Here is a 25,653-nt window from a genome sequence, read left to right as displayed (position 1 = left end):
GACCCGACGACACTGTGCAAACTTTTTTGCTGAACAGGCAAGGCCGGTGTCACACCAGCGGACGGCCGGTGCGGCGGCGCCAGTCGAGATCCCTCAGCAGCACGTTGAACGGGAACTGCCGCACCACGCTGGGCGCCAGATCGTTACCGGCCCGCAGGGCCGCGATCAGCCGGTCGAACCGGCGTTGCCGCCCGGCGTCCCAGGGCAGCCGCATCTCGTCGCGGAACCGCTGCGGCAGAAAGCCGGTGGTGATCAGCAATCCGACACTGTCGAGCCGGCGCTGGACCGCCTTGGGCAGCGGTGAGCTCTTGGGCCGCCCGGCGGCGATCGGATACAGGTAGCCGCGGACCGTGTCGTCGATGTGGATCTTGGTCTCGAGCTGCTCCTGCCAGTACTTATCGAACGCGGCCCGGTCGGCCGGCCACATCTCCGGCGGCACCTGCAGGGTGGTGGCCATGCTCATGCTGTCCCGGTAGTGCTGATCGGCGGTGTCGTCGTCCATCTCGCCGACGAACATCCGGAACACGTCGACCCCGCCCTTGTACAGGCAGGCGGCCACCCACAGCTGGAGGTCCTTGTCGAAGGCGTTGTAGCTCACCGGGCTCTCGTCGGTCGAGAACACCTGGGCGTGCGCCTTGTTGACGGCGCGCCGGTAGGCGGCCTTCTGCTCGTCGGTCCCCCGGCTCGCCACCGCCAGGTAGGTGAAGGTGGTGCGGGCCCGCTTGACCGGGTGCAGATCGGTGCGCCCGCTCTCCACCCGGCTCTCGACCACGCCGTAGCCGACTTCGGGCCGGGCCAGCTGCATGATCACATTGGCCGGTCCGGCGAGCAGGGCCACCCCCATCAACCCGTCGTCGAAGCTCGCGCGACGGCCGAGGATTCCCCGCCGCTGCGGCGTCGGCCGCGGCGGGTCGCTGACCGGCCGCTCGACATGGCTGATCGGCTCGATCGCAGTCATCGGGCCCCCTTCGTCGCAAATCTGATAACGCCTGTTTCCTGATATTGCCGCTCCCGGCGGATCGGTGTCAATATGGGATCCATGGCCAGCCCGAATCGCCAGGTCCGGCCCTACCGCGGGGTGGACCCAGCCGAGCGGCGGGCCCAGCGACGGCGGCGGCTGCTGGAGGCCGGCCTGGAGTTGCTCGGGGGCGAGCAGCGGGATCCGGCCGAGTTGACGGTCCGGGCGATCTGCCGCGAGGCCGGACTGACCATGCGCTACTTCTACGAGAGCTTCACCGACAAGGACGACTTCGTCAGCGCGGTGTTCGACTGGGTGGTCTCCGACATCGCCGCCACCACCCAGGCCGCTGTGGCCGCGGCGCCGCGCCGGGATCAGACCCGGGCCGGGATGGCCAACATCGTGCGCACGGTCTCCGAGGATCCGCGGGTGGGCCGACTGCTGTTCAGCCGGCATCTGTCCACCGCGACGGTGGTGCGCAAGCGGGCCGAATCCGGTGCGCTGTTCGCGATGCTGTCCGGTCAGCACGTCGGATCCACGATGCAGTTGCCGGAGAACGAACGCATCAAGGCCACTTCGCATTTCGTGGTCGGTGGCGTCGGCCAGACCATCGGCGCATGGCTGGCCGGCGAGGTGAGGCTGTCGCCCGAGGCGCTGATCGATCAACTCGCGTCGGTCATCGACCAACTGGCCAAACCGGAGTTGTTCCGCGCGGACTGACCCGCTAGGCGGTCACCGACGGCCTCCGGTCGGCTGCGGTGCGCGGTGACACCTGCGCATCCGTGTCAGTGAATTCCTTGGTCCAGCAGGCGAATTCGAGGGTGATGCCGTCCGGGTCGTGGAAGTAGAAGGACCGCACGTAGACACCCGGATGCACGGTGGGCGACACCTGCGTCTCGCTGTCGTCGTGATTGAGCACCGGGCCGACCCGCACCCCCTTCTCCTTGAGCCGCCGGCGGTACTCGTCGAACTTCTCGGCCGGGACGTGGAAAGCCAAGTGGTTCATCGAACTCACCGCGCTGACGATGTCGCCGGTGCCGGGAATGTGGCGGGGTGCGGAGATCCCGGGAACACCATCCGGTGCGTCGCGGAACCAGAAGAACGCGATGCAATCGCCGTTGCCGCAGTCGAAGAAGAAGTGCTGCCCCATCCCACCCGGCAGGTCCAGCGATTTCACCAGCGGCATGCCCAGCACATTGCCATAGAAGTCAACGGTTTTCGCCATGTCCGAACAGACCAGCGCGACATGGTTGATACCGCCGAGCTCGAATTCGGGATTGCGATTGCGCGGCTTGATCATGTCCGGCTCCCCGTGTCGACCAGAAGGTCATGAACCAAGCGAAAAGCCTGGTGAAACCCTGGATCTGAATCTAACATCAGATTCAGATCCACTCAATGGAATCCGAGGAGCCGACGCTGACCATCGCGCCTCGTGAACATCCACCCGCCGCCCGCGGACGGCGGGCCCTGGCCGGCGTTCTCCCTCGCACCAGCGCTTCGCAGGAAGGCGGGCCGCCATGACCAGAGACACCAGCGCATCCGGGGCGCCGGGAGTCACCCGCCAGTTCATCGGCGTGGACTCCCCCACCGCACGTCGCGCCGGGTCGGGCGGGCATCCCTGCCAGGGTCTGTACTACCGCGGGATGGGCCGCAAACCGAAGGTCGCGGTGATCGCCACCCACTACCAGATCGACTTCTCCGAACACTACATCGCCGACTACCTGGCCACCCGGGGCATCGGTTTCCTGGGCTGGAACACCCGGTTCCGCGGCTACGAGAGCAGTTTCCTGCTGGACCACGCCCTGGTCGACATCGGCGTCGGGGTGCGCTGGCTGCGCGAGGACGAGGGCATCGAAACCGTGATCCTGCTGGGTAACTCGGGCGGCGGATCGCTGATGGCGGCATATCAGTCCCAGGCCGTGGAACCGAACGTCACACCGCTGGACGGTATGCGACCGGCCGCCGGGCTCAACGAGCTTCCGCCCGCCGACGGCTACATCGCCTCCGCCGCGCACCCGGGCCGTCCCGAGGTGCTGACCGCCTGGATGGACGCCGCCGTGGTCGACGAGAACGACCCCGTCGCCACCGATCCGGAGCTGGACCTGTTCAACCCCGACAACGGACCGCCGTACCCGCCGGAGTTCGTCGCGCGCTACCGGGCCGCCCAGACCGCCCGCAACCACGCGATCACCGACTGGGTGGAACGCGAGCTCAAACGGGTGCGCGCCGCCGGGTTCTCCGACCGGCCGTTCACCGTGATGCGCACCTGGGCCGATCCCCGCATGGTCGACCCCACCCTCGAGCCCAGCCGACGGCCGCCCAACAAGTGTTACGTCGGCGAGCCGGCGCGGGCCAACCGCTCGGCCCGGGGGATCGCCGCGGCGACCACGCTGTGCAACTGGCTGAGCATGTGGAGCCTGCGGCACTCCCAGACCCGCGCCGAACCGCATCTGGCCCGGATCACCTGCCCGGCCCTGGTGATCAACGCCGAACAGGACACCGGGGTGTTCCCGTCCGACGCCCAGCGCATCTACGACGCCCTGGGCGGCACGGACAAGACCCGGGTCGACATCGACACCGACCACTACTTCACCACCCCCGGCGCCCGCAGCGAACAGGCCGACGTCATCGCACGGTGGATCGCCCGGCGGTGGCGCTGAGCGCGAACCGGCGCCGGCACTGCCCGGGTATGTTGCGTGGTGACATGTCCGGAGTGAACTCGAGGAGTGCATTGCGGGTCCTGGCCCATTTCCGTCCCGGTCCGAAAGTCCTGGAATTTCTTGAGCCCGAGAGCGGTTGGCTCGACGTCCGGTTCTGCGACGAGGACGACGACGAGACCTTCCACCGCGAACTCCCCCACGCCGAGGTGATCTGGCATGTGCTGCGCCCGCTGTCGGGCGAGGACCTGACCAGGGCGACACGGTGCCGGCTGGTGCACAAGCTCGGCACCGGGGTCAACACCATCGACGTCGACACCGCGACCGAACGGGGTATCGCGGTGGCCAACATGCCCGGCGCCAACGCCGCGTCGGTCGCCGAGGGCACCGTGATGTTGATGCTGGCCGCGCTGCGCCGGCTGGTGGAACTGGACCGCGCCACCCGCGCCGGCACGGGCTGGCCGACGGATCCCAGCCTGGGGGAGACGGTGCGGGACATCGGCGGCAGCACCGTCGGGCTGATCGGGTACGGCAACGTCGCCCGGCGGGTCGAGCAGATCGTGGCCGCCATGGGCGCCGAGGTGCTGCACACCAGCACCGCCGACGACGGGCATCCCAACTGGCGTCCGCTCAACGACCTGCTGGCCCGGAGCGACATCGTGTCGATCCACGTCCCGCTGACCGAAAAGACCCTGGGCCTGCTCGATGCCACGGCGCTGTCCCGGATGAAACCCGCTGCGGTGCTGGTGAACACCGCGCGGGGAGCGATCGTCGACGAGATCGCGCTGACCGAGGCGCTGCACGCCCGGCGGTTGGCCGCGGCCGGGCTGGACGTGTTCGCCACCGAACCGGTGCGCCCCAACAATCCGCTGCTGACCCTCGACAACGTGGTGCTGACGCCGCACGTCAGCTGGTACACCGTCGACACCATGCGGCGTTATCTGACCCACGCGGTGGACAACTGCCGGCGGCTGCGCGACGGCGAACAACTCGCCGACGTCGTGAACGGGATCACCGGTCGGCGGCCGGGGTGAATCGACGGTGCGCCGCCCGCCGCCATCGCGGGCCGGTCGGGGTAATCTCGACCCAACCCACCGGTTAGTTCGGCCGAATGCCCTCCAGGGAGGTAATGGCAGATGCCCATCGCGATCACACCCGAGCACAACGATCTCGCCGATTCGGTGCGGTCCCTGGTGGCGCGGATCGCGCCGTCAGAGGTGCTCCACGAAGCGCTGGAGACCCCCATCCCCAATCCCCCGCCGTACTGGAAGGCCGCCGCCGAGCAGGGGCTGACCGGTGTGCACCTGTCCGAGTCGGTGGGCGGGCAGGGCTTCGGCATCCTCGAGCTGGCGATCGTGCTGGCCGAGTTCGGGTACGGCGCGGTGCCCGGCCCGTTCGTGCCCTCGGCGATCGCCAGCGCGCTGATCGCCGCGCACGATCCGGACGCCAAGATGCTGACCGGCCTCGCCTCCGGCGAGACCATCGCCTGCTACGCGATCGGTTCCGGGTTGACCGCCACCCGCCAGGGCGACGAGCTGGTGGTCCGCGGTGAGGTGCGGGCGGTGCCGGCCGCCGCCCAGGCCTCGGTGCTGGTGCTGCCGGTCGCCGGCCTCGACGCGGAGAGCAGCGGCGAAGAGTGGGTGGTGTTCGACGCCGACCAGCTCGAGATCGAACCGGTGCCCGGCGTCGACCCGCTGCGGCCGATCGCCCATGTGCGGGCCAACGCCATCGAGGTGAGCGACGACCGGGTGCTCGGCAACCTGAGCCGGCCGCTGGCCCGCGCGCTGATCACCACGCTGCTGTCCGCCGAGGCGATCGGGGTGGCGCGGTGGGCCACCGACACCGCGTCGGAGTACGCCAAGATCCGCGAACAGTTCGGCCGCCCGATCGGGCAGTTCCAGGCCGTCAAGCACAAGTGCGCCGAGATGACCGCCGACACCGAGCGGGCCACCGCCGCGGTGTGGGACGCCGCCCGCGCGATCGATGAGGTCCGCGAAAAGGGCGCGGAGGGTTCGTCTTTCGAGTTCGCCGCGGCAGTCGCCGCCACCCTGGCACCGACTGCGGTGCAGCGCTGCACCCAGGACTGCATCCAGGTGCACGGCGGTATCGGGTTCACCTGGGAGCACGACACCAACGTGTACTACCGCCGGGCGTTGGCGTTGGTGGCCGGGTTCGGCAGGCTCGCCGACTACCCGCAGCAGGTGGTCGACACCGCCACCGGTTCCGGACTGCGCGAGCTCACCATCGACCTGGATCCCGACACCGAGCGGCTGCGCGACGAGATCCGCGCGGAAGTCGCCGCCCTCAAAGCACTTCCGCGTGAGGAGCGCACGGTCGCGATCGCCGAGGGCGGCTGGGTGCAACCGCATCTGCCCAAGCCGTGGGGCCGCGACGCGAGCCCGGTCGAGCAGATCATCATCGCCCAGGAGTTCAGCGCGGGCCGGGTGAAGCGGCCGCAGATGGGCATCGCCGCGTGGATCATCCCGTCGATCGTGGCCTTCGGCACCGAGGAGCAGAAGCAGCGCTTCCTGCCGCCGACGTTCCGCGGCGAGATGATCTGGTGCCAGCTGTTCTCCGAGCCGGGCGCCGGATCCGACCTGGCCAGCCTGACCACCAAGGCCACCAAGGTCGACGGCGGCTGGCGGATCACCGGTCAGAAGATCTGGACCACCGGCGCGCAGTACTCGCAGTGGGGTGCACTGTTGGCCCGCACCGACCCGGACGCACCGAAACACAACGGGATCACCTACTTCCTGCTGGACATGTCCAGCCCCGGCGTCGAGGTCAAGCCGCTGCGGGAGCTGACCGGCAACGCGATGTTCAACACGGTGTTCCTCGACGACGTGTTCGTCCCGGACGACATGGTGCTCGGCGAGGTGAACCGCGGCTGGGAGGTCAGCCGCAACACGCTCACCAACGAGCGGGTGTCGATCGGCAGCAGTGAACCGCCGTTCCTGGCCAGCCTGGACGACTTCGTGGCGTTCCTGCGGGACGGGCACTTCGATCAGATCGACCAGAACCACGCCGGCCGGCTGATCGCCGAGGGGTATGCCGCCAAGGTGCTCAACATGCGCTCGACGTTGTTGACGCTGGCCGGTGGCGATGCGATGCCCGCGGCGGCGATCTCCAAGCTGCTGTCGATGAAGACCGGTCAGGGCTACGCCGAGTTCGCGGTCGCGTCGTTCGGCACCGATGCGGCGATCGGCGATCCGGACACCGAACCCGGCCGGTGGGTGCAGTACCTGCTGGGCAGCCGGGCGACCACCATCTACGGCGGCACCAGCGAGGTGCAGCTCAACATCATCGCCGAGCGGCTGCTGGGCCTGCCGCGTGATCCGTAGACCCGCGCACCGGCTACCGTCACCGGTATGAGCCACCGTTTCGTCCGGTCAGGTATGGGAACCCGATAGCCGTGACCGATAACGTCAACGATGTCGAGAAACGCTGGCACGACCCGGAGACGTTTCGCGCCGCCACCCGTTACGTCCTGACGGTGGTCGCGATCGCGATGCTCGCGCTGGCGGTCTATGTGTGGATCGGCGACCGGAACATCATCGCCGCCTCGACCGTGCCGACGATTCTGCTCGTCGGCGGTATCGGCGCCTTCATCAAGACCTACCAGGTGTGGAAGGCCCGCGGCACCTGGGTGATGTGGCAGGGCGCCGGCTGGTTTTTGATGGCGTTCATGCTGGTGTGCCTGGCCGTCCCCGGCTCGGCCGGCTGAAAGGCGGCAGCCCCCGACCGGAGGTCTAGGAAACCTCGAGTTCGCGCAGTTCGCGTTTGAGGATCTTGCCGGTGGGGTTGCGGGGCAACTCGTCGAGGAAAATCACGTCGCGGGGCACCTTGTAGCGGGCCAGGTGCTCGCGCACGTAGCGCTTCACCTCGTCCTCGTCGAGGTCGGAGCCCTCGGCCTTGACCACGAAGGCCCGCAGCCGCTGCCCCCACTCCTTGTCCTCCACGCCGATCGCGGTGGCCTCGACGATCTCGGGATGCCCGCTGAGCAGATCCTCGATCTCGGCCGGGAACACGTTCTCCCCACCGGAGACGATCATCTCGTCGTCGCGACCGCTGACGTAGAGCAGACCGTGCTCGTCGAAATAGCCGACGTCGCCGGAGGACATCAGGCCGTCGATGATCTGCTTGTGCCCGCCGCCGGTGTAGCCCTCGAACGGGAACGTGTTGCGCACGAAGATGCGGCCCACCTCGCCGCGCGGCACCTCCTTGCCGTTCTCGTCGAACAGTTTGACCGTCACACCCTTGACGACCGGCCCGACCGTGGCCGGGTTGATCGACAGATCCTGCGGCCGGGCGATGGTGGCGAAGGCGATCTCGGTCGACCCGTACAGGTTGTAGATCACCGGGCCCAGGTCGCGCATCGCGCGGGAGGCCAGTTCGGCGCCCAACTGGGAGCCGGAGACGAACACGATGCGTAGGCTCGACAGGTCCGGTTTGGGCCGCATCTTCTCCCACTCGTCGAGCATCCGCGACAGCATCACCGGCACCACGATGACCGCGCTGACGTTGTGCTTCTCGATGTCGGTCAGCACCGTCGCGGGCTTGAACCGGCGCCGCAGCAACAGCGTGTTGCCCAGCATCATCGCGATCGTCGCGTGCAGGTAGCCCAGCGCGTGGAACATCGGCGCCGGCAGCGAGGTGACCTCACCGGACTTGAACGGCACGTGGGAGAGCACCCCGCCGATCGGCGCCAGCGACGGCGGCGCCTTGCGGGTGGCGCCCTTGGGGGTGCCGGTGGTCCCGCTGGTCAGGATGATGATCGACGAGTGTCTGGTGGCCTTCGGGGCGGGTTTCGCCCCGACCCGTTCGATGATGTCGGCCAGCGTCTCGTCGGTGCTGCCGGACGGCTCGTCGGAGTCCGGGTTGTGGCCCAGGGCGCGCAGCTTGCCCAGCTCCGGCTCGACCCCCGACACCGCGGCGGTGTACTCGTCGTCGTAGATGATCAGCTTGGCGCCCTCCCGATCGGACACCTCGCAGATCTGCGGCCCGGAGAACTCGGTGTTGAGCAGGATGATCCGGGCGCCGACGCGGGCGGCGCCGTACATCGAGACCAGGAACCAGCGGTGGTTGCGGGCCAGGATGGCCACCCCGTCCCCGCCCCTGACGCCCTTCGCCAGCAGCGCGTTGGCCACCGCGTGCGCGGCGTCGTTGAGTTCTGCGAACGTCATCTCGCCCTCGTCGTCGATGACCGCGACCCGGTCGGGCCACCGGCGCGCGTTGAGGGCCGGGATCATCCCGATCTCGCCCCACCGCCGGATGTCGGCCAGCAGCGCGGCGATCCTGGTCGGCGACTCGATCTTCAGCGCACCGGCTTCCAGCATCTTGCGGAGATAGTGCAGCTCCGCCGCTCCACGTTCGGCGTAAAGCTGAAGTCTGGAGAGCGGCAGCTTGTCCGCCGCGAGCCGGGGAAGATCGGTCAGCTTTGCCATAGCGCCAGGATATGTGACCGCGTCGAACCGGAATCCCAGACGACCGACTTCCTACCATGGCGGTATGGCCGAATCCCGGACAGTGGAGGTGGACGGCCGCCGGGTTGTCGTCAGCAACCCGAACAAGGTGGTGTTTCCCCAGCTCGGGCTCACCAAATCCGATCTCGTCGACTACTACCTGTCGGTCGCCGAACCGGCGCTGCGTGGAGTGCGGAATCGGCCGATGATCCTCAAACGGTTCGTCAAGGGCATCACCGAGGAGGCCGTTTTCCAGAAACGCGCGCCGGCGAAGCGGCCGGACTTCGTCGACACCGCCGAGCTGAGGTACGCCTCGGGGACCTCGGCGGCCGAGGCCGTCATCCACGACGCCGCCGGGCTGGTGTGGGCGGTCAACCTCGGATGCGTGGACCTCAACCCCCATCCGGTGCGCGCCGACGACCTCGCCCACCCCGATGAACTCCGGGTGGATCTGGACCCGATGCCCGGAGTGGGGTGGCGGCAGATCATCGACGTGGCGTGGGTGGCCCGGGAGGTGCTCGAGGATCACGGCCTGACCGCCTGGCCGAAGACCTCCGGTTCGCGTGGCTTCCACATCTATGCCCGCATCGAACGCCGGTGGCCGTTCAAGCAGGTGCGGTTGGCCGCCCAGGCCGTCGCCCGCGAGGTCGAGCGCCGTGCCCCGGAGTCGGCGACCGCCCGCTGGTGGAAAGAGGAACGCCACGGCGTGTTCGTCGACTTCAACCAGAACGCCTACGACCGCACGGTCGCGTCGGCCTACTCGGTGCGCGCCACTCCCGACGCGCGGGTGTCCACCCCGTTGCGCTGGGATGAGGTGAGCCGTTGCGATCCAGCCGAATTCACCATCGCGACGGTACCGGGCCGGGTCGCCGACATCGGCGACCCGTGGGAGCCGATGGACGATCACGCGGGCAGCCTCGACGCGCTGCTGACGCTCGCCGAGGACCTCGGCCCGCCCGAGCGGGCGCCGCGGGGCGTGAGCCGGGGCACCGGCCGGCGGCAGTCCAGCAAGCCGCTGATCGAGATCGCGCGCACCAGGACCAGGGACGAGGCGATGGCGGCGCTCGACACCTGGCGGGACCGGTATCCGGCGGTGGCCGAAAAGCTCCAGCCCGCCGACATCCTCGTCGACGGGATGCGCGGTCCGAGCTCGATCTGGTACCGCATCCGGATCAACCTGGAGCACGTCCCGGAAGCCGAGCGGCCACCGCAGGAACCGCTGCTGGCCGACTACGACCCGTGGCAGAACTACTCCGGGCACCAGCAGCGCCGCAGCTGAGCCCGCGAGAGTCAGAGCGCCCACCGCAGCGCGTCCGGCCACCACGGGTGAGTCACCCACGCCCGGTCGACCCCGGCGCCGCCCTGGGCGCGCAACGACGCCCGGGACACCTCCGACAGCCCGGCCAGGTAGTGCGGATCGGTGGCCACCAGATACCGTTTGGCCGCCACGTGGGCGCCGGCCAGCCAGCCCACCCGCGGCCCGTACCGCGGCGTCAGCCAGCGCTGCGCCAGCCGATCGTGCCCCGGACCGTCCGGACGCCCGGAACACAAGGGGCTGTGCCCGAGATCGTGCAACGCCGCGGCGAGCACCAGCTCGTCGTCGGCGCCGTCGTCAACCGCCCGCGCCGCCGCCTGTAACGCGTGGGTCAGCTCGTCCACCTCGACCTCGTCCCAGACACCGCGCAACGAATCCAGCAGTGCTGCCGTCTCTTCCACCACCAACACGGGACGACACGGTAGCGCCGGGCGGGCGGTCACGCCCGCCGACCGGGTGGCGGACACCTAGTGTTCACCGACGGTTGACGAACGGGATGCCGCCCGGTCGGCAACCGGTGACCCATCGTTGGCAGCGTCGCCCCGGTGCGAGTGATCATCATCGGCGGCGGGATCCTCGGGACCGCTCACGCCGTGGAGGCGGTCCGCCGTGGCCATCAGGTTGTCCAGTTGGAACGCGAGGGCGAGGCGCGTGGCGCCACGGTCCGCAACTTCGGCCTGGTGTGGGTGTCCGGCCGCGCACCGGCGGAGTTGGACACCGCACTGCGGGCCCGTGAACTGTGGGAGCGACTGGGTGCGGCGATCCCCGGGATCGGTTTCCGGCCCGCGGGTTCGCTGACACTGTTGAAGACCCTCGACGAGGTCGCGGTGGCCGAACAGGCCGCGGCCCGTGCCGACGCCGGCCGGCGGGGTTTCACCGTGGTGGATGCCGAGCAGGCGCGCCGGCTGAATCCGGCGCTGCGCGGCGATTTCCTGGCCGCGCTGCACTGCTCCCGCGACGCGGCGGTGGAGTCCCGCCGGGCGATGCCCGCGATCCGCGCCCACCTCGCCGGCACCGGCCGCTACACGTTCCGGCCCGGCACCGAGGCGCGCTCGGTCAGCGGCCCGTCCGTGCGTGACGACCGGGGCGGACGCCACGACGGGGATGTGGTGATCGTGTGCGCCGGCGCCGCGCACGGGGGTCTGGTCCGCGAACTCGCCGGCGACCTGCCGGTCCGGCGGGTGCGGCTGCAGATGATGCAGACCGCACCGTTGGGGGAGGCGTTGCCCACCGCGATCGCCGACGGCGACAGTCTGCGCTACTACCCGGGTTATGCCGGTGCTGCGCTGGATACGTTGCGGCGCGATATTCCCCAGGATCCCGTCGCCGAGCGGCACCACATGCAGCTGTTGTGCGTGCAACGTCTCGACGGCGGGTTGACCATCGGCGACACCCACGAGTACACCGAGCCGTTCGCCTTCGACGTGCACGAGGAGCCCTACACCTACCTCGCCGAGGTGATGCACACGTTCCTCGGCCGGCCACTGCCCCCGATCATCCGGCGGTGGGCGGGGGTGTACAGCCAATGCGTCGACGCGGATCAGCTGGTGTGCCGCACCTCTCCGGCGGACGGCGTCTGGGTGGTGACCGGACCCGGTGGCCGTGGCATGACGATGGGGCCGGCGCTGGCCGAGCAGACCGCCGACCAGATCGGGCTGTGATGCCACGACATGACCGAACCGCCGACCCCTGTTCAGATTTCGGTCACCTGCCGGTCACCGCGGGGCCGCGGTCGCAGCGCACGGTGTACGGGTGGCTGAACCGATGATCGCTCTGGCAGTACTCGATATGGCCGGCACCACGGTGACCGACGACGGGCTGGTGTTGCGCGCGTTCGACGCCGCGGCCACCGCCGTCGGCATGGCGGAATCCGGTGCGGAGCGCGAGGCCGCGCGCCGCTACGTCGTCGACACCATGGGCCGGTCGAAGATCGAGGTGTTCCGCGCCCTGCTCGCCGACGAGGACCGCGCCCAACGGGCCAACGCGGCATTCGAAAGCGCCTACGACCGGTTCATCGCCGAAGGTGTCGCACCGGTACCCGGTGCCGCCGAGGCGATCGGCGAACTGCGCTCGGCCGGTGTGAAGGTGGCCCTGACCACCGGCTTCAGCCCGGCCACCCAGGCGCGCATCCTCGACGCGCTGGGCTGGACCGACATCGCCGACCTGACCCTGGCCCCCGACACCGGTGTCCGGGGCCGGCCGTATCCCGATCTGGTGCTCACCGCCGTGCTGCGCGTCGGGATCGACGACGTCCGGCACGTGGCGGTGGCGGGCGACACCGCCAGCGACATCGAGACCGGATTGCGCGCCGGCGCCTCGATCGCAACCGGTGTGCTCACCGGAGCCCACGACGAGCAGACCCTGCGGGCGGCGGGGGCCACCCATGTGCTCGAGTCGGTCGCCGATCTGCCCCGTCTCGTCCTGCGCTGACCCCGACCGGTAACGACACCTGAAGAGGACTGACACACATGCATATCCGATTGGCGACAACGGCCGCCGCCGTCGCACTGGTGCTGGCCGGATGCGGCGGTTCCGGCTCGAACGGGACCGCCGACGGGACCTCGAGTAGCGGGGCCTCGGGTAGCGGGCAGATCTTCCCCGACACCCTGACCCTGGCGTCGGTTCCGGCGGAGAACTCCACCGACCTCAAGGCCAGCTACGAACCGTTGATCAAGCTGCTCGAGGACGAGACCGGCGCCGAGGTCGAGTTCATCCAGGCCTCCGATTACGCCGGGGTGATCGAGGGGATCATCGCCGACAACGTCGATCTGGCGTTCTTCGGCCCGTTCGCGTACGTGGTCGCCGGACTGAACGGCGCCGACGTCGCCCCGCTCGGTGCGGTGGTCGGCGAGGAGGGCGAGGATCCGGGGTATCAGTCCTACGGTCTGACCCGCGCGGACAACGACGAGATCAACTCGCTGGCCGACTTCGCCGGCAGGACGGTGTGCTTCGTCGACCCCGGTTCGACGTCGGGGTTCCTCTACCCGTCGGCCGGGCTGATCGAGGCCGGGGTGATCGAATCCGGTTCGGAGGCCGACATCTCCGCCGCGATGACGCCCGTCTTCGCCGGCGGCCACGACGCCTCGGCGCTGGCGATCGCCAACGGCGACTGTGAGGCCGGGTTCGCGTTCGACTCCATGGTCGAGCGCACCATGATCGAGAAGGGCGACCTGGAACCGGGTGAGCTCAAGACCGTGTGGAAGTCCGAGACCATCGCCGGTTCGGTGTTCGTCGCCAACAGGTCGCTCGGCACCGAGGCGATCGACAAGCTGACCGAGGTGTTCACCGGGAAGGTGAACATGCCGGCGCTCGAGCGGGCCGGTTACTGCGCCGGCGAGGAGTGCCGGATCACCGACGAGCGGGTCTGGGGTGTGGTCGCCACCGACGACTCCGCCTACGACGGGGTGCGCAAGGTGTGTGAGGTCACCGGATCCGAGAAGTGCAAGAGTTGACCGCCCCGCCCGTCGAACCGGTCGCCGGCGACGACCTGGTCATCGCCGTGCGTGACGCCACCAAACGGTTCGGCGGCACCGTCGCCCTCGACGGGGTGTCGCTGGATGTGCACCGCAGCGAGTTCGTGGTGCTGCTCGGGCTGTCCGGCTCGGGGAAATCGACATTGCTGCGCTGCCTCAACGGGTTACACCGGGTGACCTCGGGAACCGTCGAGGTCGGTGGCGTGCGGGTGAACACCGCATCGCGGCGGGAGCTGCGCAGACTGCGCCGACGGGTCGGTTTCGTCTTCCAGCAGTTCAACCTGGTCGGCCGGCTCAGCTGCCTGGAGAACGTCCTGATCGGCGGGCTGGGCCGGCTCACGCTGCCCCGGTACGGTGCGCTGACCTACCCGAGGCGGATGCGCACCGAGGCGCTGGAACATCTGGACCGGGTCGGGCTGGCGGGTCTGGCCGAGCAGCGGGCCGACACCCTCTCCGGCGGACAGCAACAGCGGGTGGCGATCGCCCGCACGCTGATGCAGCGTCCCAGCCTGCTCCTCGCCGACGAGCCGGTGGCCTCCCTGGACCCCGAGAACGCCGGTGTGGTGATGGATCTGCTGTTCCAGGTGTGCATGGAACAGAAGCTCACCGTGGTGTGCACACTGCATCAGATCGATCTGGCGCTGGGCTGGGCACACCGGCTCGTCGGGCTGCGCGCCGGCCGCAAGGTGCTCGACCGGCCGGCGGTCGGCGCCTCCCACGACGACGTGCTGGACATCTACCGCCGCGTCGACCCGGCGGTGATCGGCTCCCCGGCGGGTCGGTGAGCACCCTCCTGAACCGGCCGGCCACCCGGCTGACCACCCGGCCGCGCGACCCGCTGGCGGCGGTGACCGCTGTCGCGGTGGTGCTGACGGTGGTGTCGGCGTGGTACCTCGATTTCGCGCCGGCCACCCTCATCTCCGGATTCGAGAACGTGGTGGCGCTGGTCGAACGCATGCTGCCGCCCCGGGTGGACGATCCGGGCCGCATCGGTGTGCTCGCGGTCGAGACGCTGCTGATGGCGGTGCTGGGCACCGTGCTCGCAGCGGTCGCATCGGTGCCGCTGGCGTTCCTCGCGGCCCGCAACACCACACCACACCCGGTGCTGCACGCGGCCGCCCGCGCCGTCATCACGTTCTGCCGCGCCATGCCCGATCTGCTGTTCGCGGTACTGTTCGTGCGGGCGCTCGGCATCGGGGTGCTGCCCGGCATCCTCGCGCTCGGGCTGCATTCCATCGGCATGCTGGGCAAGCTGTTCGCCGACGCGATCGAGCACAGCGATCCGGGACCCCGCGAGGCGGTGCGCGCCGCCGGAGCCGGATATCTGCGCGAGATGATCAACGCGGTGGTGCCGCAGGTGCTGCCGTCGTGGATCGCCACCTTCGTCTACCGCATCGACATCAACCTGCGGATGTCGGTGGTGCTCGGCTTCGTGGGGGCCGGCGGGATCGGCTTCGCACTGCAGGACGCCCTGCGCGGCCTGATCTACCCGCGCGCGCTCGGCATCGTCTGCATCATCTTCGCGATCATCGCCGCGATGGAACTGCTCACCATCGCGATACGCCGGATGCTGCTCACCCCATCGGATTCCGGACCGCACCGGGACCGGATCGCCCGGTTCGTGTTCTCGGCGATGCTGCTCGCGGCGATCGCCTGGGCGATGATCACCCTGCGGATCCCCCCGCTGTCGCTGGTCACCTGGATCGGTCCTGCCGTCGAGGTGTTCACCCGGATGGTGCCGCCGGATTTCGGGGCGCTGGGCGCCGACCTCGTCGCCGCCGCAGTGCAGACCGTCGCCATCGGGGTGGTGGCCACCTCGATCGGTGCAGCGCTGTCGATTCCGGTCGGAATTCTGGCCGCCCACAACGTGACTCCGCATCCGGCGGTGTACTGGGCCGCGCGCGGCTGGATCCTGGCGGTGCGGGCCGTCCCGGAACTGATCCTGGCGGTGATCTTCGTCGCGGCTCTGGGCCTGGGACCGGTCGCGGGCACCTGTGCGCTGGCGATCGGTTCGATCGGCTTGTTGGCGAAGCTGGTCGCCGACGCCGTCGAGGAGATCGATCCGGGGCCGGTGGAGGCGGTCCGCGCAGTCGGCGGCGGATGGTGGAAGACTCTGTTCGCCGCGGTCATTCCGCAAGCGGTCCCGGCGATGACGGGGTCGACGCTGTACCTGCTCGACGTCAACATCCGGACCTCGACGATCCTGGGCATCGTCGGCGCCGGCGGCATCGGCTACCTGCTGTTCGAGTCGATCCGCACACTGAACTTCGACGTGGCCGGGGCCATCGTGATCGTCGTGTTCGCCATCGTCTACGCCATCGAAGGAGTTTCGGGGTGGATCCGCGCACGCCTCGTCTGACCCGGGCCGCGATCTGGACCGGCGACGGCCTCACCGTCGAACAGGTCGCCGTGCCCGCGCTGCGGCCCGACGACACCCTGGTGCGGGTGCGGCTGGCCACCGTCTGCGGCAGCGATCTGCACACCGTCACCGGACGGCGCTCCGGCCCGTGCCCGTCCGTGCTGGGCCACGAGGCGGTCGGCGAGGTCGTGGTCCCCGGGGCGCGGACCGGCCTCGCGGCCGGCGAACGGGTGGTGTGGTCGGTGACGGTGTCCTGCGGGCAGTGCGTACGGTGCCGCGCCGGCCGCCGGGCCAAGTGCGTCTCGGTGCGCAAGGTCGGCCACGAACACTTCGACGGCGACTGGCCGCTGTCCGGGGCGTACGCCGAACACCTCGTGCTGCCCGCCGGCACCACGATCGTCCCGGTGCCCGCCGAGGTGCCCGACCGGGTCGCCGCGCCGGCCGCCTGCGCCACCGCCACCGCGCTGGCCGCCCTCGATGCCGCCGGGCCGCTGACCGGACGGCGGGTGCTGATCTACGGCGCCGGGATGCTGGGTGTCACCGCGACCGCGGCCTGTGTCATGTCGGGGGCCACGGTGCACACCGTCGACCTCGACCCGCACCGCGTGCGGCTGGCCCGCCGGTTCGGCAGCTCCGGGCTGTCCGGTCCGGTGGACGTCGCGATCGACTTCTCCGGTTCCACCGAGGCGCTCGGGGAGGCGCTGGACCGGCTCGACGTCGGCGGGGTGCTGGTACTGGCCGGATCGGTGTCGCCGGCACCGGCCCTGCCGGTGGACCCGGAGCTGATCGTGCGGCGCTGGCTCACCCTGACCGGTGTGCACAACTACGAACCGCAGCATCTGCGCGATGCCGTGGCATTCCTGCGGCACAGCCGTGACCGGTTCGACTGGCCCGCGCTCGTCGACGATCCGGTCGGCCTCGACGACATCGCCGCCGCCCTGATGCCCGCACCCACCGGCCGGCTCCGGAAGGCCGTGTCGCCCGGACTCCCGCCCCGGACTGCGGCCCGGAATTCGCCCGGCTCCCGGCCGCCCGATTCTTAGGGCTGCTTTATCCGCCACTCCCGTCGGCCTTAAATTCGGCCGCTAACTTGAGAGACACCAGTGATGAGCGCGGCCACCGGAGCGCCGCGCCCAGCCGACAGGAGCTGAAAAACAATGTTGCTCGACATTCGCTGGCTGACATTCCTCATGCCGCGCCGGCACCACACGGCACGCCGTCACCGTGCCGTCGGCGCGGTCGGCTGAGCCCCCGTCCCCGGGTTCGAGGGCTGGGGCCCAGCGGTTGATCAGCCCTTCTTGTTCTCGCTGACCGCGGTCTCGGGAGACCAGTAGGCCAGCATCTCCGCGAACGTCTCGAAGGCGCCTGCGGACATTCCGTAGGTCGCCTCGAGATGGATGCTCAGTGGGAAGCCGAGATCGACCACACCGTCGATCACCCGCTTGTACAGATCCATCATCAGCTGCCGGCGGCGGTCCGGTTCGGCCGCGGCCAGCTTCTTGACGAACGCCTGCTCCTCGGCGACCACCGGGTTGCCCGGGTCCTGGATCAGCCAGTTGATCAGGCCCATCCGGCTCTCCACCGCCGGCACGAACCCGAACGACAGCAGGATCTCCGGGCGGTGGTCGGTGGTGCGGGCGAACTCCCGCAGGAACCCGACGATGGCGTCGGAGTACAGCAGCTGCGTCATCGCGAACATCGCCCCGCGCTCGCATTTGAACCGGAACCGGCCCGCCTCCCCGTCCCGGGTGGGGATGAGGATGGCGCCGCGGTTGGCCACCACATCGCTGAACATCGACAGGGCGTCGGTGGGCGGCACCCCCGAGCCCTCACCGTCCTTCATGGTGCGGGGCACCCCGACGAACACCACACCGTCGAATCCGGCGGCGTCCAGCTCGGTCAGCCGCCGGCGCAGCGCGGGGGCGTCCATGAACGCGGTGACCTGGGTGCACAACCCCCGCATCGTCGGCAGTTCGGGGCTGATGATCTTCCAGAAGTCGAGCACATCGAGCTTCGGCTTCATCGGCACCGGACGGTCGTCGTCCTCCTCGATCATGCCGGGGATCATCACGTGCTTGATCCGGCCGTCCAGACCGGACTGCGCCGACAGCCGCAGCACCTTGTGCGCCTCTTCGAGGGCCTGCTCAGCACCACGCTCCACATTCGGCGGCACGAGCTCCAACGCAACGGTGTTGAGGGTCACTGACGGCTCCACATCTGGTGTCGAAGGTCCGGGGGACGGGCGGTGAGCGTCCGTCGAAAGCACCATACCGAGGCCGTTTCGCAGCGTTCGCTCCTCCGTGGCGCCCGCGCCGCGCAGACCTCGCGCCCGTCTTAGGGTCGAGGGGTGAATCGTCTCGACCGCTTCTTCGAGATCTCCGCGCGCGGGTCGACAGTCAGCACCGAGGTGCGCGGCGGCCTTGTCACCTTCATCGCGATGGCCTACATCATCGTGTTGAACCCGATCATCCTCTCCGGATCGGCCGATGTCGACGGCAACCGGCTGGGGTTCGCACAGGTGTCGGCCGCCACCGCGCTCACCGCGGGTGTGATGACCATCCTGTTCGGTGTCGTGGCGCGGTTGCCGTTCGCGTTCGCCGCAGGTCTGGGCATCAACTCGTTCCTGGCGACCAGCGTGGTGGGGTCGGTCAGCTGGGCCGAGGCGATGGGACTGGTGGTGATCAACGGGCTGATCATCGTGCTGCTGTCGTCGACCGGGCTGCGCCGGATGATCTTCGACGCGGTGCCGATGCAGCTGAAACTGTCGATCACCGCGGGGATCGGGTTGTTCATCCTGTTCATCGGCCTGGTCAACGCCGGGTTCATCGGCTCCACCGGCCTGCCGTCGCCGCCCACCGGGCTGGGCGTCGACGGCGGCGGCTCCATCACCACCGTGCCGACGGTGCTGTTCGTGGCGACGCTGCTGGTGACCGGCATCCTCATCGCCCGCCGGGTGCGCGGCGCGATCCTGATCGGGTTGATCGGCGGCACCGTGGTGGCGGCGGTGATCGAGGCCGTCTGGCATCTCGGCCCCGCGGCGGAACGCCCGGGCGGCTGGGGTCTGTCGGTGCCCGCGCTCGACGGGTCGCCGTTCGCGCTGCCCGACCTGTCGTTGATCGGCGAGTTCAGCTTCGCCGGGTTCAGCCGGATCGGGGTGCTGGCGGCGACGGTCTTCGTGTTCACGCTGGTGTTCGCGAACTTCTTCGACGCCATGGGCACTTTCACCGGGTTGTCGCGGGAGGCCGGGCTGGCCGGACCCGACGGCACCTTCCCGCGGCTGCGGTCGGCGCTGGTGGTCGAGGGTGTCGGGGCGGTGGCCGGCGGGGCGGCGTCGGCGTCGTCGAACACCGTGTTCGTCGAATCCGGGGCCGGTATCGGCGAGGGGGCCCGCACCGGGTTGGCCAACCTGGTCACCGGGGCGCTGTTCCTGGCGGCGATGTTCGTCTCACCGCTGGCGTCGGTGGTGCCCACCGAGGTCGCCGCGGCGGCCCTGGTGGTGGTCGGCGCGATGATGGTCTCGCATCTGCGCCATGTCGACATCACCGAGTTCTCGGTGGCGCTGCCGGTGGTGCTGACCGTGGTCAGCATGCCGTTCTCCTACTCGATCGCCAACGGCATCGGGATCGGGTTCATCTCCTGGGTGGTGATGCGCAGCGCCGTCGGCAGGGCCCGTGAGGTGAGCCCGCTGCTGTGGGTGGTGGCCGCCGGTTTCCTGCTGTACTTCGCCCGCGGCTGGATCGAGGCGCTCGCCGGGGTGTGACGGTCGCGGATCCGGTTGGGTAGCGTCGGGCCATGGTGCTGGCAGCGGCGATCCAACTGGAAGCGGTGCTCGGCGATGTGGCCGCCAACCTGGCCACCTGTGAGCGACTCGCCGACGAGGCGGGCCGGGCGGGCGCGAAAATCATTGCGCTACCGGAGTTCTTCACCACCGGCATCGGGTTCGACGAGTCGCTCGGACACGCGGTGCTGCCGCCCGACGGCAAGGCCACCGCGCTGCTCACGTCGCTGGCCAAGCGCTACGGCGCATTGGTGGGCGGGTCGTTTCTGTGCCGCGACGCCGACGGCGAGGTGCGCAACGCCTACCTGGCCGCCGATCCCGGCGGGGTGATCGGCCGCCATGACAAGGACCGGCCGACCATGTGGGAGAACGCGTTCTACATCGGCGGCGCGGACGACGGGGTGTTCCGGTACGGCGACCACCACGTCGGCGCGGCGGTGTGCTGGGAGTTGATGCGCACCCCCACGGTGCACCGGTTGCGCTCCCGGGTGGATCTGGTGCTGACCGGTTCGGGATGGTGGTCGATTCCGCCGTGGCCGCCGCGCGCGCTGTTCGAACGCTGGGAGGAGCGCAACCGGGCCACCGCCCGCGCCGCGGCGGCGACGTTCGCGAAGTACGTCGGCGCCCCCGTGGTGCACGCCGCGCACGCCGGGGAACTGACCTGCAGGATGCCGTGGGCGCCGATCACCTACCGGGGCCGGTTCGAGGGTTCGACGCTGATCACCGACGCCGACGGCACCGTCATCGCCGAGCGTCGCCCCGAGGAGGGGCAGGGTGTGGTCCTCGGCGAGATCGACCTCGGCCGCCGTCCCCCGCTGCTGGACCCGCCGCGCCGGTACTGGCTGCATCCGCGCGGGCCGCTGCCCGCCGCGGTCTGGCACTATCAGCGCTGGCACGGTCGGCGCTGGTATCGCCGCCACATGCGCTCGGCCCGGGGCGCATCCGGTCCATCCTGAACCGGCCCGAGCCGTCGGGCCCGGCGCTGCGGGCGGTGATCCGGAAAACGAAATCCGGGCCGCACCGTCGTCCCGATCGCGAACATCGACTCCGCTCACCACGACCCGACCGGCGCCGCAGCGCCTAGAATCAATGCGACGTCGTCCACCGAATCCGCAGGTGAGGGGTCTGCACGGGATACCGGCGACGTCTTCCGGGGTGATTGCGGTGCAGGGTCGGTTCTATTCGCCGTTCCTCGCATGCGGGGGCGCATGGGTCGCGGTGCATCACGGCGACGTGGCCACCGTCCTCACCCTGCGCGGCGAGATCGACGCGGCCAACGCCGAACTGGTGGTCGACACGCTGCGCCCGCTGGTGGCGGCGCACTGTATCTCCCAGCCGGTCGCCGGTTCCGGCCGGGTCGGCGCCCTCACCCCACCCGCCCATCCGGTGGTGCTGGACATCAGTGAGTTGAGCTTCCTGAGCGTCGCCGGTTTCCGGGCGCTGTTGACGCTCGACGCGGAACGGCAGACCGGCAGAGCCCCGTGGGCGATCGTGTACGGCGCGGCGATGCGGCCGTTTCTGCGGGCGATGCCCGAGATCCCGTTGCCGCTGGCCGGATCGGGTGTCGAGGCGCTGCGCCACCTCGAGCCCGTGATGCCCTGCTGAGCCCCCGGAGCAGCGAGATCCGGTCAGCCGCGCAGGGTCTGATGCGGGCTGCGACCGTAGGTCTGCCGGTACTGCATCGCGAACCGTCCGGCGTGCGCGAAGCCCCACCGCGCGGCGATCGCCCCCACGGTGTCGCTGGCCGGGGTCTGGGCGAGCAGATCATGATGGGCCCGGTGCAGCCGGATCCGCCGCAGGTACTGCAGGGGTGTGGTCTGCAGATGGCGGCGGAACATGTACTGCAGCGCCCGCGGGGTGACGTGCACCGCGGCGGCGATGTCGGCCAGCGAGATATCGGCCGCCGCATTCGCGTCGATGTAGTCCAGCGCCCGCCGCAGCAGGGGCGGGCGCTGACCGTTGACCGTCTGACCGGCCGGCTCGGCGGCGCTGTTGGGAAACGCCGACGCGGTGACCGCGGCGAGCAGCCGGGCGGCCTGCCCCACCACCAGCGGTGTGGCCCGGGTGTCGTCGACGAGCACATGGTCTCGCACATAGCGCACGGTGTCCTGCCACAACCGGGTGGCGCCGACGGCCGGCCGCAGACTGGCGAACCGGATGGCCGCGGCCGCGTCGTCGCCGGCGGAACCGGAGGCGACGTGGGCCACCAACGCCGGGTCGAGCAGGATGACCGTCGCGGCCAGATCGTCGCAGTGCGTCTGCCTGACCAGATCCGGTTGGCCGGACAGGATGATCTCACCGGCTCCGGCGCGGCCCTCCAGACCCGCGCACCGGCCCACCACCCGCCCGCTCGTCGGCCACAACGTCACCACCTTGTGGATCGGATCGGCGGTGGTGTGCAGCTCGCCGGCGATGTGCAGCCGGTCCACGATGAACGATCCGGCGTCGGCGCGCACATGGGTCAGCAGCGGCCCGTCGTGGGAGCGCGGCGGCCGGACCCGGGAGACCCGGACCCCGTAGACAGCCTCGAGGAAGTCGCCGACCTCACTCGGGTCGGTCAACTCGGTACGGGACCGGGTGATCGGTCCCTGTCGCTCCGCCGTAGCCACCATCGTGTCGTCGCTCACGCTGACCAGAGGCCGGCCGGCTCGCCCTCCCCCGGAACAGCGCTCACCCTACCGGGCGGCGACCGGTCTGACAGGGGAAGCGACATACGCGGGCGGTGCCGGGTGTTTGCAACACCGCCGCGACGGGTGATCATGGCGTATGGCCAAGAGCAGGGACTCCGCCCGGTCCGCTGACACCCTCGACCAGGCGTCACCGAGACCGGGGGCGAAACCGGAGCCGAAGCCGTGGCGCACCGAGGGGTTGCCCGCCTCCGACGACGCCGCGGACGGACGACCACCCCGCCCGCCGTGGTGGCGCATCCTGATCTACCTCGGACTCGGGTATCTGATCGTGTTCGCGATGTTGTCGTTCCAGGACAACCTCGGCGGCCCGACCCAGATCCCCTACACCGAGTTCACCACCCAGGTCGCGGAGCGCAACGTGTCCGAGGTGTTCTCCCGCGGCGAGACCATCCAGGGCACGCTGCGCGAAGCCCGCCCGATTCCCGGGCAGGAGTCCTCGGAAGACGGTCCACAGACCTATCAGAAGTTCACCACCGAACGCCCGACGTTCGCCCAGGACGACCTGCTGGCCGCGCTGGAGGCCGGCGGCGCCACCGTCTCGGCCGAACCGCTGACCGAGGAACGCGGCATCTGGGTGAACCTGCTGATCTCGATGCTGCCGATCCTGCTGCTGTTCGGCTTCTGGTACTGGCTGTTCAAACGCAGCCAGCGGGCCATGACCGGAATGGGCGGCGGACTGTTCGGGCTCGGCGGCGAGAAGAAGAAACCCGTCGACCCGGAGTCGGTGCGCACCACGTTCGCCGACGTCGCCGGTATCGACGAGGTGAAGGCCGAGATCAGCGAGATCGTCGACTATCTGCGCAACCCGGAGAAGTACCGCAAGCTCGGCGCCCGCGCCCCCAAGGGGGTGCTGCTCACCGGTCCGCCGGGCACCGGCAAGACGCTGCTGGCCCGGGCCACCGCCGGCGAAGCCAACGTGCCGTTCTTCTCCGCCAGCGGGTCGGAGTTCATCGAGATGATCGTCGGTGTCGGCGCCAACCGGGTCCGGGAACTGTTCCAGGAGGCCCGCAAGGTCGCGCCGTCGATCATCTTCATCGACGAGATCGACACCATCGGCCGCGCCCGCAGCGCCGGCGCCACCATCGGCGGGCACGACGAACGGGAACAGACCCTCAACCAGGTGCTCACCGAGATGGACGGGTTCAGCGGCTCCGAGGGGGTGGTGGTGCTGGCCGCCACCAACCGTCCGGACATCCTCGACCCGGCGCTCACCCGGGCCGGCCGGTTCGACCGCACCATCGCCGTCAACCCCCCGGACCGCAAGGGCCGCGCCGACATTCTGCGGGTGCACACCCGCAAGGTGCCGTTGGCCGACGAGGTGGACCTGGACCAGATCGCCGCGATGACCCCCGGGATGACGGGCGCGGACCTGGCGAACCTGGTCAACGAGGCCGCGCTCACCGCGGCGCGCACCGGGCAGCCGCAGGTGACCAACCGCATCTTCAGCGAGGCGCTGGAGAAGATCCAGCTGGGAACCGCCCGCAATCTGGTGCTGCCGGAAGAGGATCGGCGCCGCACCGCCTACCACGAAGCCGGCCACGCGCTGCTCGGCATGCTGCAGCCCGGAGCGGATCCGGTGCGCAAGGTGTCGATCATTCCGCGCGGTCACGCGCTCGGGGTCACCCTGTCCACCCCGGAGGAGGACCGCTACGGCTACACCGCGGAGTATCTGCGCGGCCGCATCATCGGCGCCCTGGGCGGGATGGCCGCCGAGGAGGAGGTCTTCGGCGTGGTGACCACCGGGTCGGAGAGCGACCTGGAGACCGCGACCGGCATCGCCCGCAACATGATCGGCCGCTGGGGCATGTCGGAGCGGGTCGGCCCGGTGTCGGTGCTGCCGAAAGAGGGCGACCCCCGGATGGCCGGCGTCTCCGACGACATGCTCTCCGCCGTCGACGAGGAGGTGCGCCGGCTGATCGACGAGTGTTACGCCGAGGCGCGGAAACTGTTGCGGGAGAACCGCGACCGCCTCGACAACATCGTCGCCGAACTGCTCGAGCACGAAACGCTCGACGAGCACCAGGTGTACGCCGCAGCCGGACTCGCGCCGGTCACCGCCGCCGGGCTCGGAACCGCCGCATCCGCCACAGGTAACCGATGAGCCCGCGGGCCGGGACCGGCCGCGGCCAGTCGTCGGCGCGGAAGTAGGCGTCCGACCCGCCGTCCACGAAGACGACGCTGCCGCAGAGGAAGTCGGCCGCATCCGACAGCATGAACAGCATCCAGTCGGCCATCTGGTCCGGGTCGCCGAACCCGCCGACCGGCACCGGGAACGCCTTGATCGCCCGCGCCTCCTGGGGGGTGGCGAGCTGCTGCTGCAGCAGCGGGGTCATGACCGCGCCGGGTGCCAGCGCGTTGAGCCGGATGCCGGCCTGCGCCCACGCCCGGGTGACCGCGTTGCGCCGCACCCACCGGCTCACCGCGATCTTCGACGCGCCGTACGCCATCGACGGTGCGGCCGGACCGTACCGCCGCAACACCCGCACCGCCTGCTCCGGGTCGTCGGCCAGCAGCCGCGACACCGCCCGCCGCGGCACCATCGGGATCGTCGTGGTGGAGTTCGAACCGATCACCACCACCTTCGCGTTGCCGGCGGCGGCCAGCGCGGGACGCCAGCTCTGCAGCAGCTCGACCACCCCGAAGTAGTTGACCTGCACGATCATCCGGGCACTGTCCCGGCCCGGGCGAGGGCCGAGCCCGGCGGCCAGCACCGCCCCGTCGAGTCGGCTCTCGGCGGCGGCCAGCACCTGATCCGCGGCCGCGGCCCGACCGGCCGGCGTGGACAGATCCGCCACCACCTCGGCGTCCTTCAGGTCCACCCCGATGACCCGGTGCCCGGCGGCCCGCAACTTCTCCGCCGCTGCCCGCCCCATCCCGGAAGCCGACCCGGTGACCGCGTACGTTCCCACTTGTCCTCCGCTTCTCGCGTTCACTGTGCGTCAGCGCCGCCGGCGCGTGTGC

23 protein-coding genes are annotated in these 25,653 nt (G+C 70.0%); 16 read left to right on the top strand and 7 right to left on the bottom strand.

Annotated features, from left to right (window positions below; genetic code table 11):
* Nucleotides 1–49: 49 nt before the first annotated feature.
* Nucleotides 50–958: an oxygenase MpaB family protein gene (locus CKW28_RS01510; protein ID WP_003924393.1), complete on the bottom strand. Its 909-nt coding sequence runs from the start codon at nt 956–958 to the stop codon at nt 50–52.
* An 81-nt stretch (nt 959–1,039) separates the two neighbouring features.
* Here CKW28_RS01510 and CKW28_RS01505 point away from each other — a divergent pair, with 81 nt between their 5' ends.
* Nucleotides 1,040–1,678, top strand: a complete 639-nt coding sequence (locus CKW28_RS01505; protein ID WP_234785054.1) for a TetR/AcrR family transcriptional regulator — start codon at nt 1,040–1,042, stop codon at nt 1,676–1,678.
* Nucleotides 1,679–1,682: 4 nt separating this feature from the next.
* Here CKW28_RS01505 and CKW28_RS01500 read toward each other — a convergent pair whose 3' ends face one another.
* Nucleotides 1,683–2,258 carry a VOC family protein gene (locus CKW28_RS01500; RefSeq protein WP_003924395.1) on the bottom strand — a complete coding sequence of 192 codons (576 nt, stop codon included), beginning with the start codon at nt 2,256–2,258 and terminating at the stop codon, nt 1,683–1,685.
* Between the two features lie 217 nt (nt 2,259–2,475).
* Here CKW28_RS01500 and CKW28_RS01495 point away from each other — a divergent pair, with 217 nt between their 5' ends.
* From CKW28_RS01495 to CKW28_RS01480, 4 genes are all read left to right on the top strand, one after another.
* Nucleotides 2,476–3,618, top strand: coding sequence for an alpha/beta hydrolase (locus tag CKW28_RS01495; protein ID WP_003924396.1), 1,143 nt, complete (start codon nt 2,476–2,478; stop codon nt 3,616–3,618).
* Between the two features lie 29 nt (nt 3,619–3,647).
* Nucleotides 3,648–4,649 (top strand): 2-hydroxyacid dehydrogenase, encoded by a 1,002-nt coding sequence (locus CKW28_RS01490; protein WP_276006888.1) that lies wholly within the window; start codon nt 3,648–3,650, stop codon nt 4,647–4,649.
* 102 nt (nt 4,650–4,751) lie between these two features.
* Nucleotides 4,752–6,956 carry an acyl-CoA dehydrogenase family protein gene (locus CKW28_RS01485; RefSeq protein ID WP_003924398.1) on the top strand — a complete coding sequence of 735 codons (2,205 nt, stop codon included), beginning with the start codon at nt 4,752–4,754 and terminating at the stop codon, nt 6,954–6,956.
* Between the two features lie 71 nt (nt 6,957–7,027).
* Complete coding sequence (locus CKW28_RS01480; RefSeq protein ID WP_003924399.1) at nt 7,028–7,339, top strand: hypothetical protein; 312 nt, start codon at nt 7,028–7,030, stop codon at nt 7,337–7,339.
* A 25-nt stretch (nt 7,340–7,364) separates the two neighbouring features.
* On the opposite strand, the gene fadD2 is transcribed toward CKW28_RS01480, so the two are convergent.
* On the bottom strand, nt 7,365–9,059 hold the full coding sequence (gene fadD2 / locus CKW28_RS01475) for a long-chain-fatty-acid--CoA ligase FadD2 (RefSeq protein ID WP_003924400.1): 1,695 nt from the start codon (nt 9,057–9,059) through the stop codon (nt 7,365–7,367).
* Nucleotides 9,060–9,123: 64 nt separating this feature from the next.
* On the opposite strand from fadD2, the gene CKW28_RS01470 reads away from it, so the two are divergent.
* Complete coding sequence (locus CKW28_RS01470) at nt 9,124–10,356, top strand: DNA polymerase domain-containing protein (RefSeq protein WP_003924401.1); 1,233 nt, start codon at nt 9,124–9,126, stop codon at nt 10,354–10,356.
* An 11-nt stretch (nt 10,357–10,367) separates the two neighbouring features.
* Here CKW28_RS01470 and CKW28_RS01465 read toward each other — a convergent pair whose 3' ends face one another.
* Nucleotides 10,368–10,802 carry an HD family phosphohydrolase gene (locus CKW28_RS01465; protein WP_308210473.1) on the bottom strand — a complete coding sequence of 145 codons (435 nt, stop codon included), beginning with the start codon at nt 10,800–10,802 and terminating at the stop codon, nt 10,368–10,370.
* Nucleotides 10,803–10,937: 135 nt separating this feature from the next.
* On the opposite strand from CKW28_RS01465, the gene CKW28_RS01460 reads away from it, so the two are divergent.
* The 6 genes from CKW28_RS01460 (at nt 10,938) to CKW28_RS01435 (ending at nt 17,267) form a co-directional block, all read left to right on the top strand.
* Nucleotides 10,938–12,053 (top strand): TIGR03364 family FAD-dependent oxidoreductase, encoded by a 1,116-nt coding sequence (locus CKW28_RS01460; RefSeq protein WP_110844382.1) that lies wholly within the window; start codon nt 10,938–10,940, stop codon nt 12,051–12,053.
* Nucleotides 12,054–12,156: 103 nt separating this feature from the next.
* Nucleotides 12,157–12,822 (top strand): phosphonatase-like hydrolase, encoded by a 666-nt coding sequence (locus tag CKW28_RS01455; RefSeq protein ID WP_040546225.1) that lies wholly within the window; start codon nt 12,157–12,159, stop codon nt 12,820–12,822.
* A 38-nt stretch (nt 12,823–12,860) separates the two neighbouring features.
* Nucleotides 12,861–13,844, top strand: coding sequence for a phosphate/phosphite/phosphonate ABC transporter substrate-binding protein (locus CKW28_RS01450; protein ID WP_003924405.1), 984 nt, complete (start codon nt 12,861–12,863; stop codon nt 13,842–13,844).
* Nucleotides 13,841–14,650 carry a phosphonate ABC transporter ATP-binding protein gene (gene phnC, locus CKW28_RS01445; RefSeq protein ID WP_003924406.1) on the top strand — a complete coding sequence of 270 codons (810 nt, stop codon included), beginning with the start codon at nt 13,841–13,843 and terminating at the stop codon, nt 14,648–14,650. The genes CKW28_RS01450 and phnC overlap by 4 nt, the downstream gene beginning before the upstream one ends.
* A complete protein-coding gene (gene phnE / locus CKW28_RS01440; protein WP_003924407.1) occupies nt 14,647–16,224 on the top strand; it encodes a phosphonate ABC transporter, permease protein PhnE in 1,578 nt (525 codons plus the stop codon). The genes phnC and phnE overlap by 4 nt, the downstream gene beginning before the upstream one ends.
* A complete protein-coding gene (locus CKW28_RS01435) occupies nt 16,200–17,267 on the top strand; it encodes a zinc-binding dehydrogenase (RefSeq protein ID WP_003924408.1) in 1,068 nt (355 codons plus the stop codon). The genes phnE and CKW28_RS01435 overlap by 25 nt, the downstream gene beginning before the upstream one ends.
* A gap of 245 nt (nt 17,268–17,512) precedes the next feature.
* Here CKW28_RS01435 and CKW28_RS01430 read toward each other — a convergent pair whose 3' ends face one another.
* Nucleotides 17,513–18,427: a mycobacterial-type methylenetetrahydrofolate reductase gene (locus CKW28_RS01430; RefSeq protein WP_003924409.1), complete on the bottom strand. Its 915-nt coding sequence runs from the start codon at nt 18,425–18,427 to the stop codon at nt 17,513–17,515.
* A gap of 144 nt (nt 18,428–18,571) precedes the next feature.
* Between CKW28_RS01430 and CKW28_RS01425 the strand changes: the two genes are divergently transcribed.
* From CKW28_RS01425 to CKW28_RS01415, 3 genes are all read left to right on the top strand, one after another.
* Entirely contained in the window at nt 18,572–19,984 is a 1,413-nt protein-coding gene (locus CKW28_RS01425) for an NCS2 family permease (protein ID WP_003924410.1), read from the top strand.
* A gap of 32 nt (nt 19,985–20,016) precedes the next feature.
* Nucleotides 20,017–20,958 (top strand): carbon-nitrogen hydrolase family protein, encoded by a 942-nt coding sequence (locus tag CKW28_RS01420; RefSeq protein WP_003924411.1) that lies wholly within the window; start codon nt 20,017–20,019, stop codon nt 20,956–20,958.
* A gap of 208 nt (nt 20,959–21,166) precedes the next feature.
* Nucleotides 21,167–21,607: an STAS domain-containing protein gene (locus CKW28_RS01415; RefSeq protein ID WP_003924412.1), complete on the top strand. Its 441-nt coding sequence runs from the start codon at nt 21,167–21,169 to the stop codon at nt 21,605–21,607.
* Between the two features lie 23 nt (nt 21,608–21,630).
* On the opposite strand, the gene CKW28_RS01410 is transcribed toward CKW28_RS01415, so the two are convergent.
* Nucleotides 21,631–22,563, bottom strand: coding sequence for a helix-turn-helix transcriptional regulator (locus tag CKW28_RS01410; protein ID WP_234785055.1), 933 nt, complete (start codon nt 22,561–22,563; stop codon nt 21,631–21,633).
* Between the two features lie 205 nt (nt 22,564–22,768).
* Here CKW28_RS01410 and ftsH point away from each other — a divergent pair, with 205 nt between their 5' ends.
* Entirely contained in the window at nt 22,769–24,793 is a 2,025-nt protein-coding gene (gene ftsH / locus CKW28_RS01405) for an ATP-dependent zinc metalloprotease FtsH (RefSeq protein WP_003924414.1), read from the top strand.
* On the opposite strand, the gene CKW28_RS01400 is transcribed toward ftsH, so the two are convergent.
* On the bottom strand, nt 24,744–25,601 hold the full coding sequence (locus CKW28_RS01400) for an SDR family oxidoreductase (RefSeq protein ID WP_003924415.1): 858 nt from the start codon (nt 25,599–25,601) through the stop codon (nt 24,744–24,746). The genes ftsH and CKW28_RS01400 overlap by 50 nt on opposite strands.
* Between the last annotated feature and the right edge of the window lie 52 nt (nt 25,602–25,653).

Source organism: Mycolicibacterium thermoresistibile (genome assembly GCF_900187065.1).
In the GTDB taxonomy this organism is placed as follows: Bacteria; Actinomycetota; Actinomycetes; order Mycobacteriales; family Mycobacteriaceae; genus Mycobacterium; species Mycobacterium thermoresistibile.
The sequence above is the reverse complement of the archived record's forward strand: the minus strand, read 5'-3'. Positions and strand labels throughout refer to the sequence as shown.

Excerpts from the sequence above, each read along its gene's own strand:
- CKW28_RS01510 (WP_003924393.1), bottom strand. The coding sequence starts at position 958 with ATGACTGCGATCGAGCCGATCAGCCATGTCGAGCGGCCGGTCAGCGAC.
- CKW28_RS01490 (WP_276006888.1), top strand. The coding sequence starts at position 3,648 with ATGTTGCGTGGTGACATGTCCGGAGTGAACTCGAGGAGTGCATTGCGG.
- ftsH (WP_003924414.1), top strand. The coding sequence starts at position 22,769 with ATGGCCAAGAGCAGGGACTCCGCCCGGTCCGCTGACACCCTCGACCAG.
- CKW28_RS01505 (WP_234785054.1), top strand. The coding sequence starts at position 1,040 with ATGGCCAGCCCGAATCGCCAGGTCCGGCCCTACCGCGGGGTGGACCCA.
- CKW28_RS01455 (WP_040546225.1), top strand. The coding sequence starts at position 12,157 with ATGATCGCTCTGGCAGTACTCGATATGGCCGGCACCACGGTGACCGAC.
- CKW28_RS01485 (WP_003924398.1), top strand. The coding sequence starts at position 4,752 with ATGCCCATCGCGATCACACCCGAGCACAACGATCTCGCCGATTCGGTG.
- CKW28_RS01450 (WP_003924405.1), top strand. The coding sequence starts at position 12,861 with ATGCATATCCGATTGGCGACAACGGCCGCCGCCGTCGCACTGGTGCTG.
- CKW28_RS01420 (WP_003924411.1), top strand. The coding sequence starts at position 20,017 with ATGGTGCTGGCAGCGGCGATCCAACTGGAAGCGGTGCTCGGCGATGTG.
- fadD2 (WP_003924400.1), bottom strand. The coding sequence starts at position 9,059 with ATGGCAAAGCTGACCGATCTTCCCCGGCTCGCGGCGGACAAGCTGCCG.
- CKW28_RS01495 (WP_003924396.1), top strand. The coding sequence starts at position 2,476 with ATGACCAGAGACACCAGCGCATCCGGGGCGCCGGGAGTCACCCGCCAG.
- CKW28_RS01470 (WP_003924401.1), top strand. The coding sequence starts at position 9,124 with ATGGCCGAATCCCGGACAGTGGAGGTGGACGGCCGCCGGGTTGTCGTC.
- CKW28_RS01500 (WP_003924395.1), bottom strand. The coding sequence starts at position 2,258 with ATGATCAAGCCGCGCAATCGCAATCCCGAATTCGAGCTCGGCGGTATC.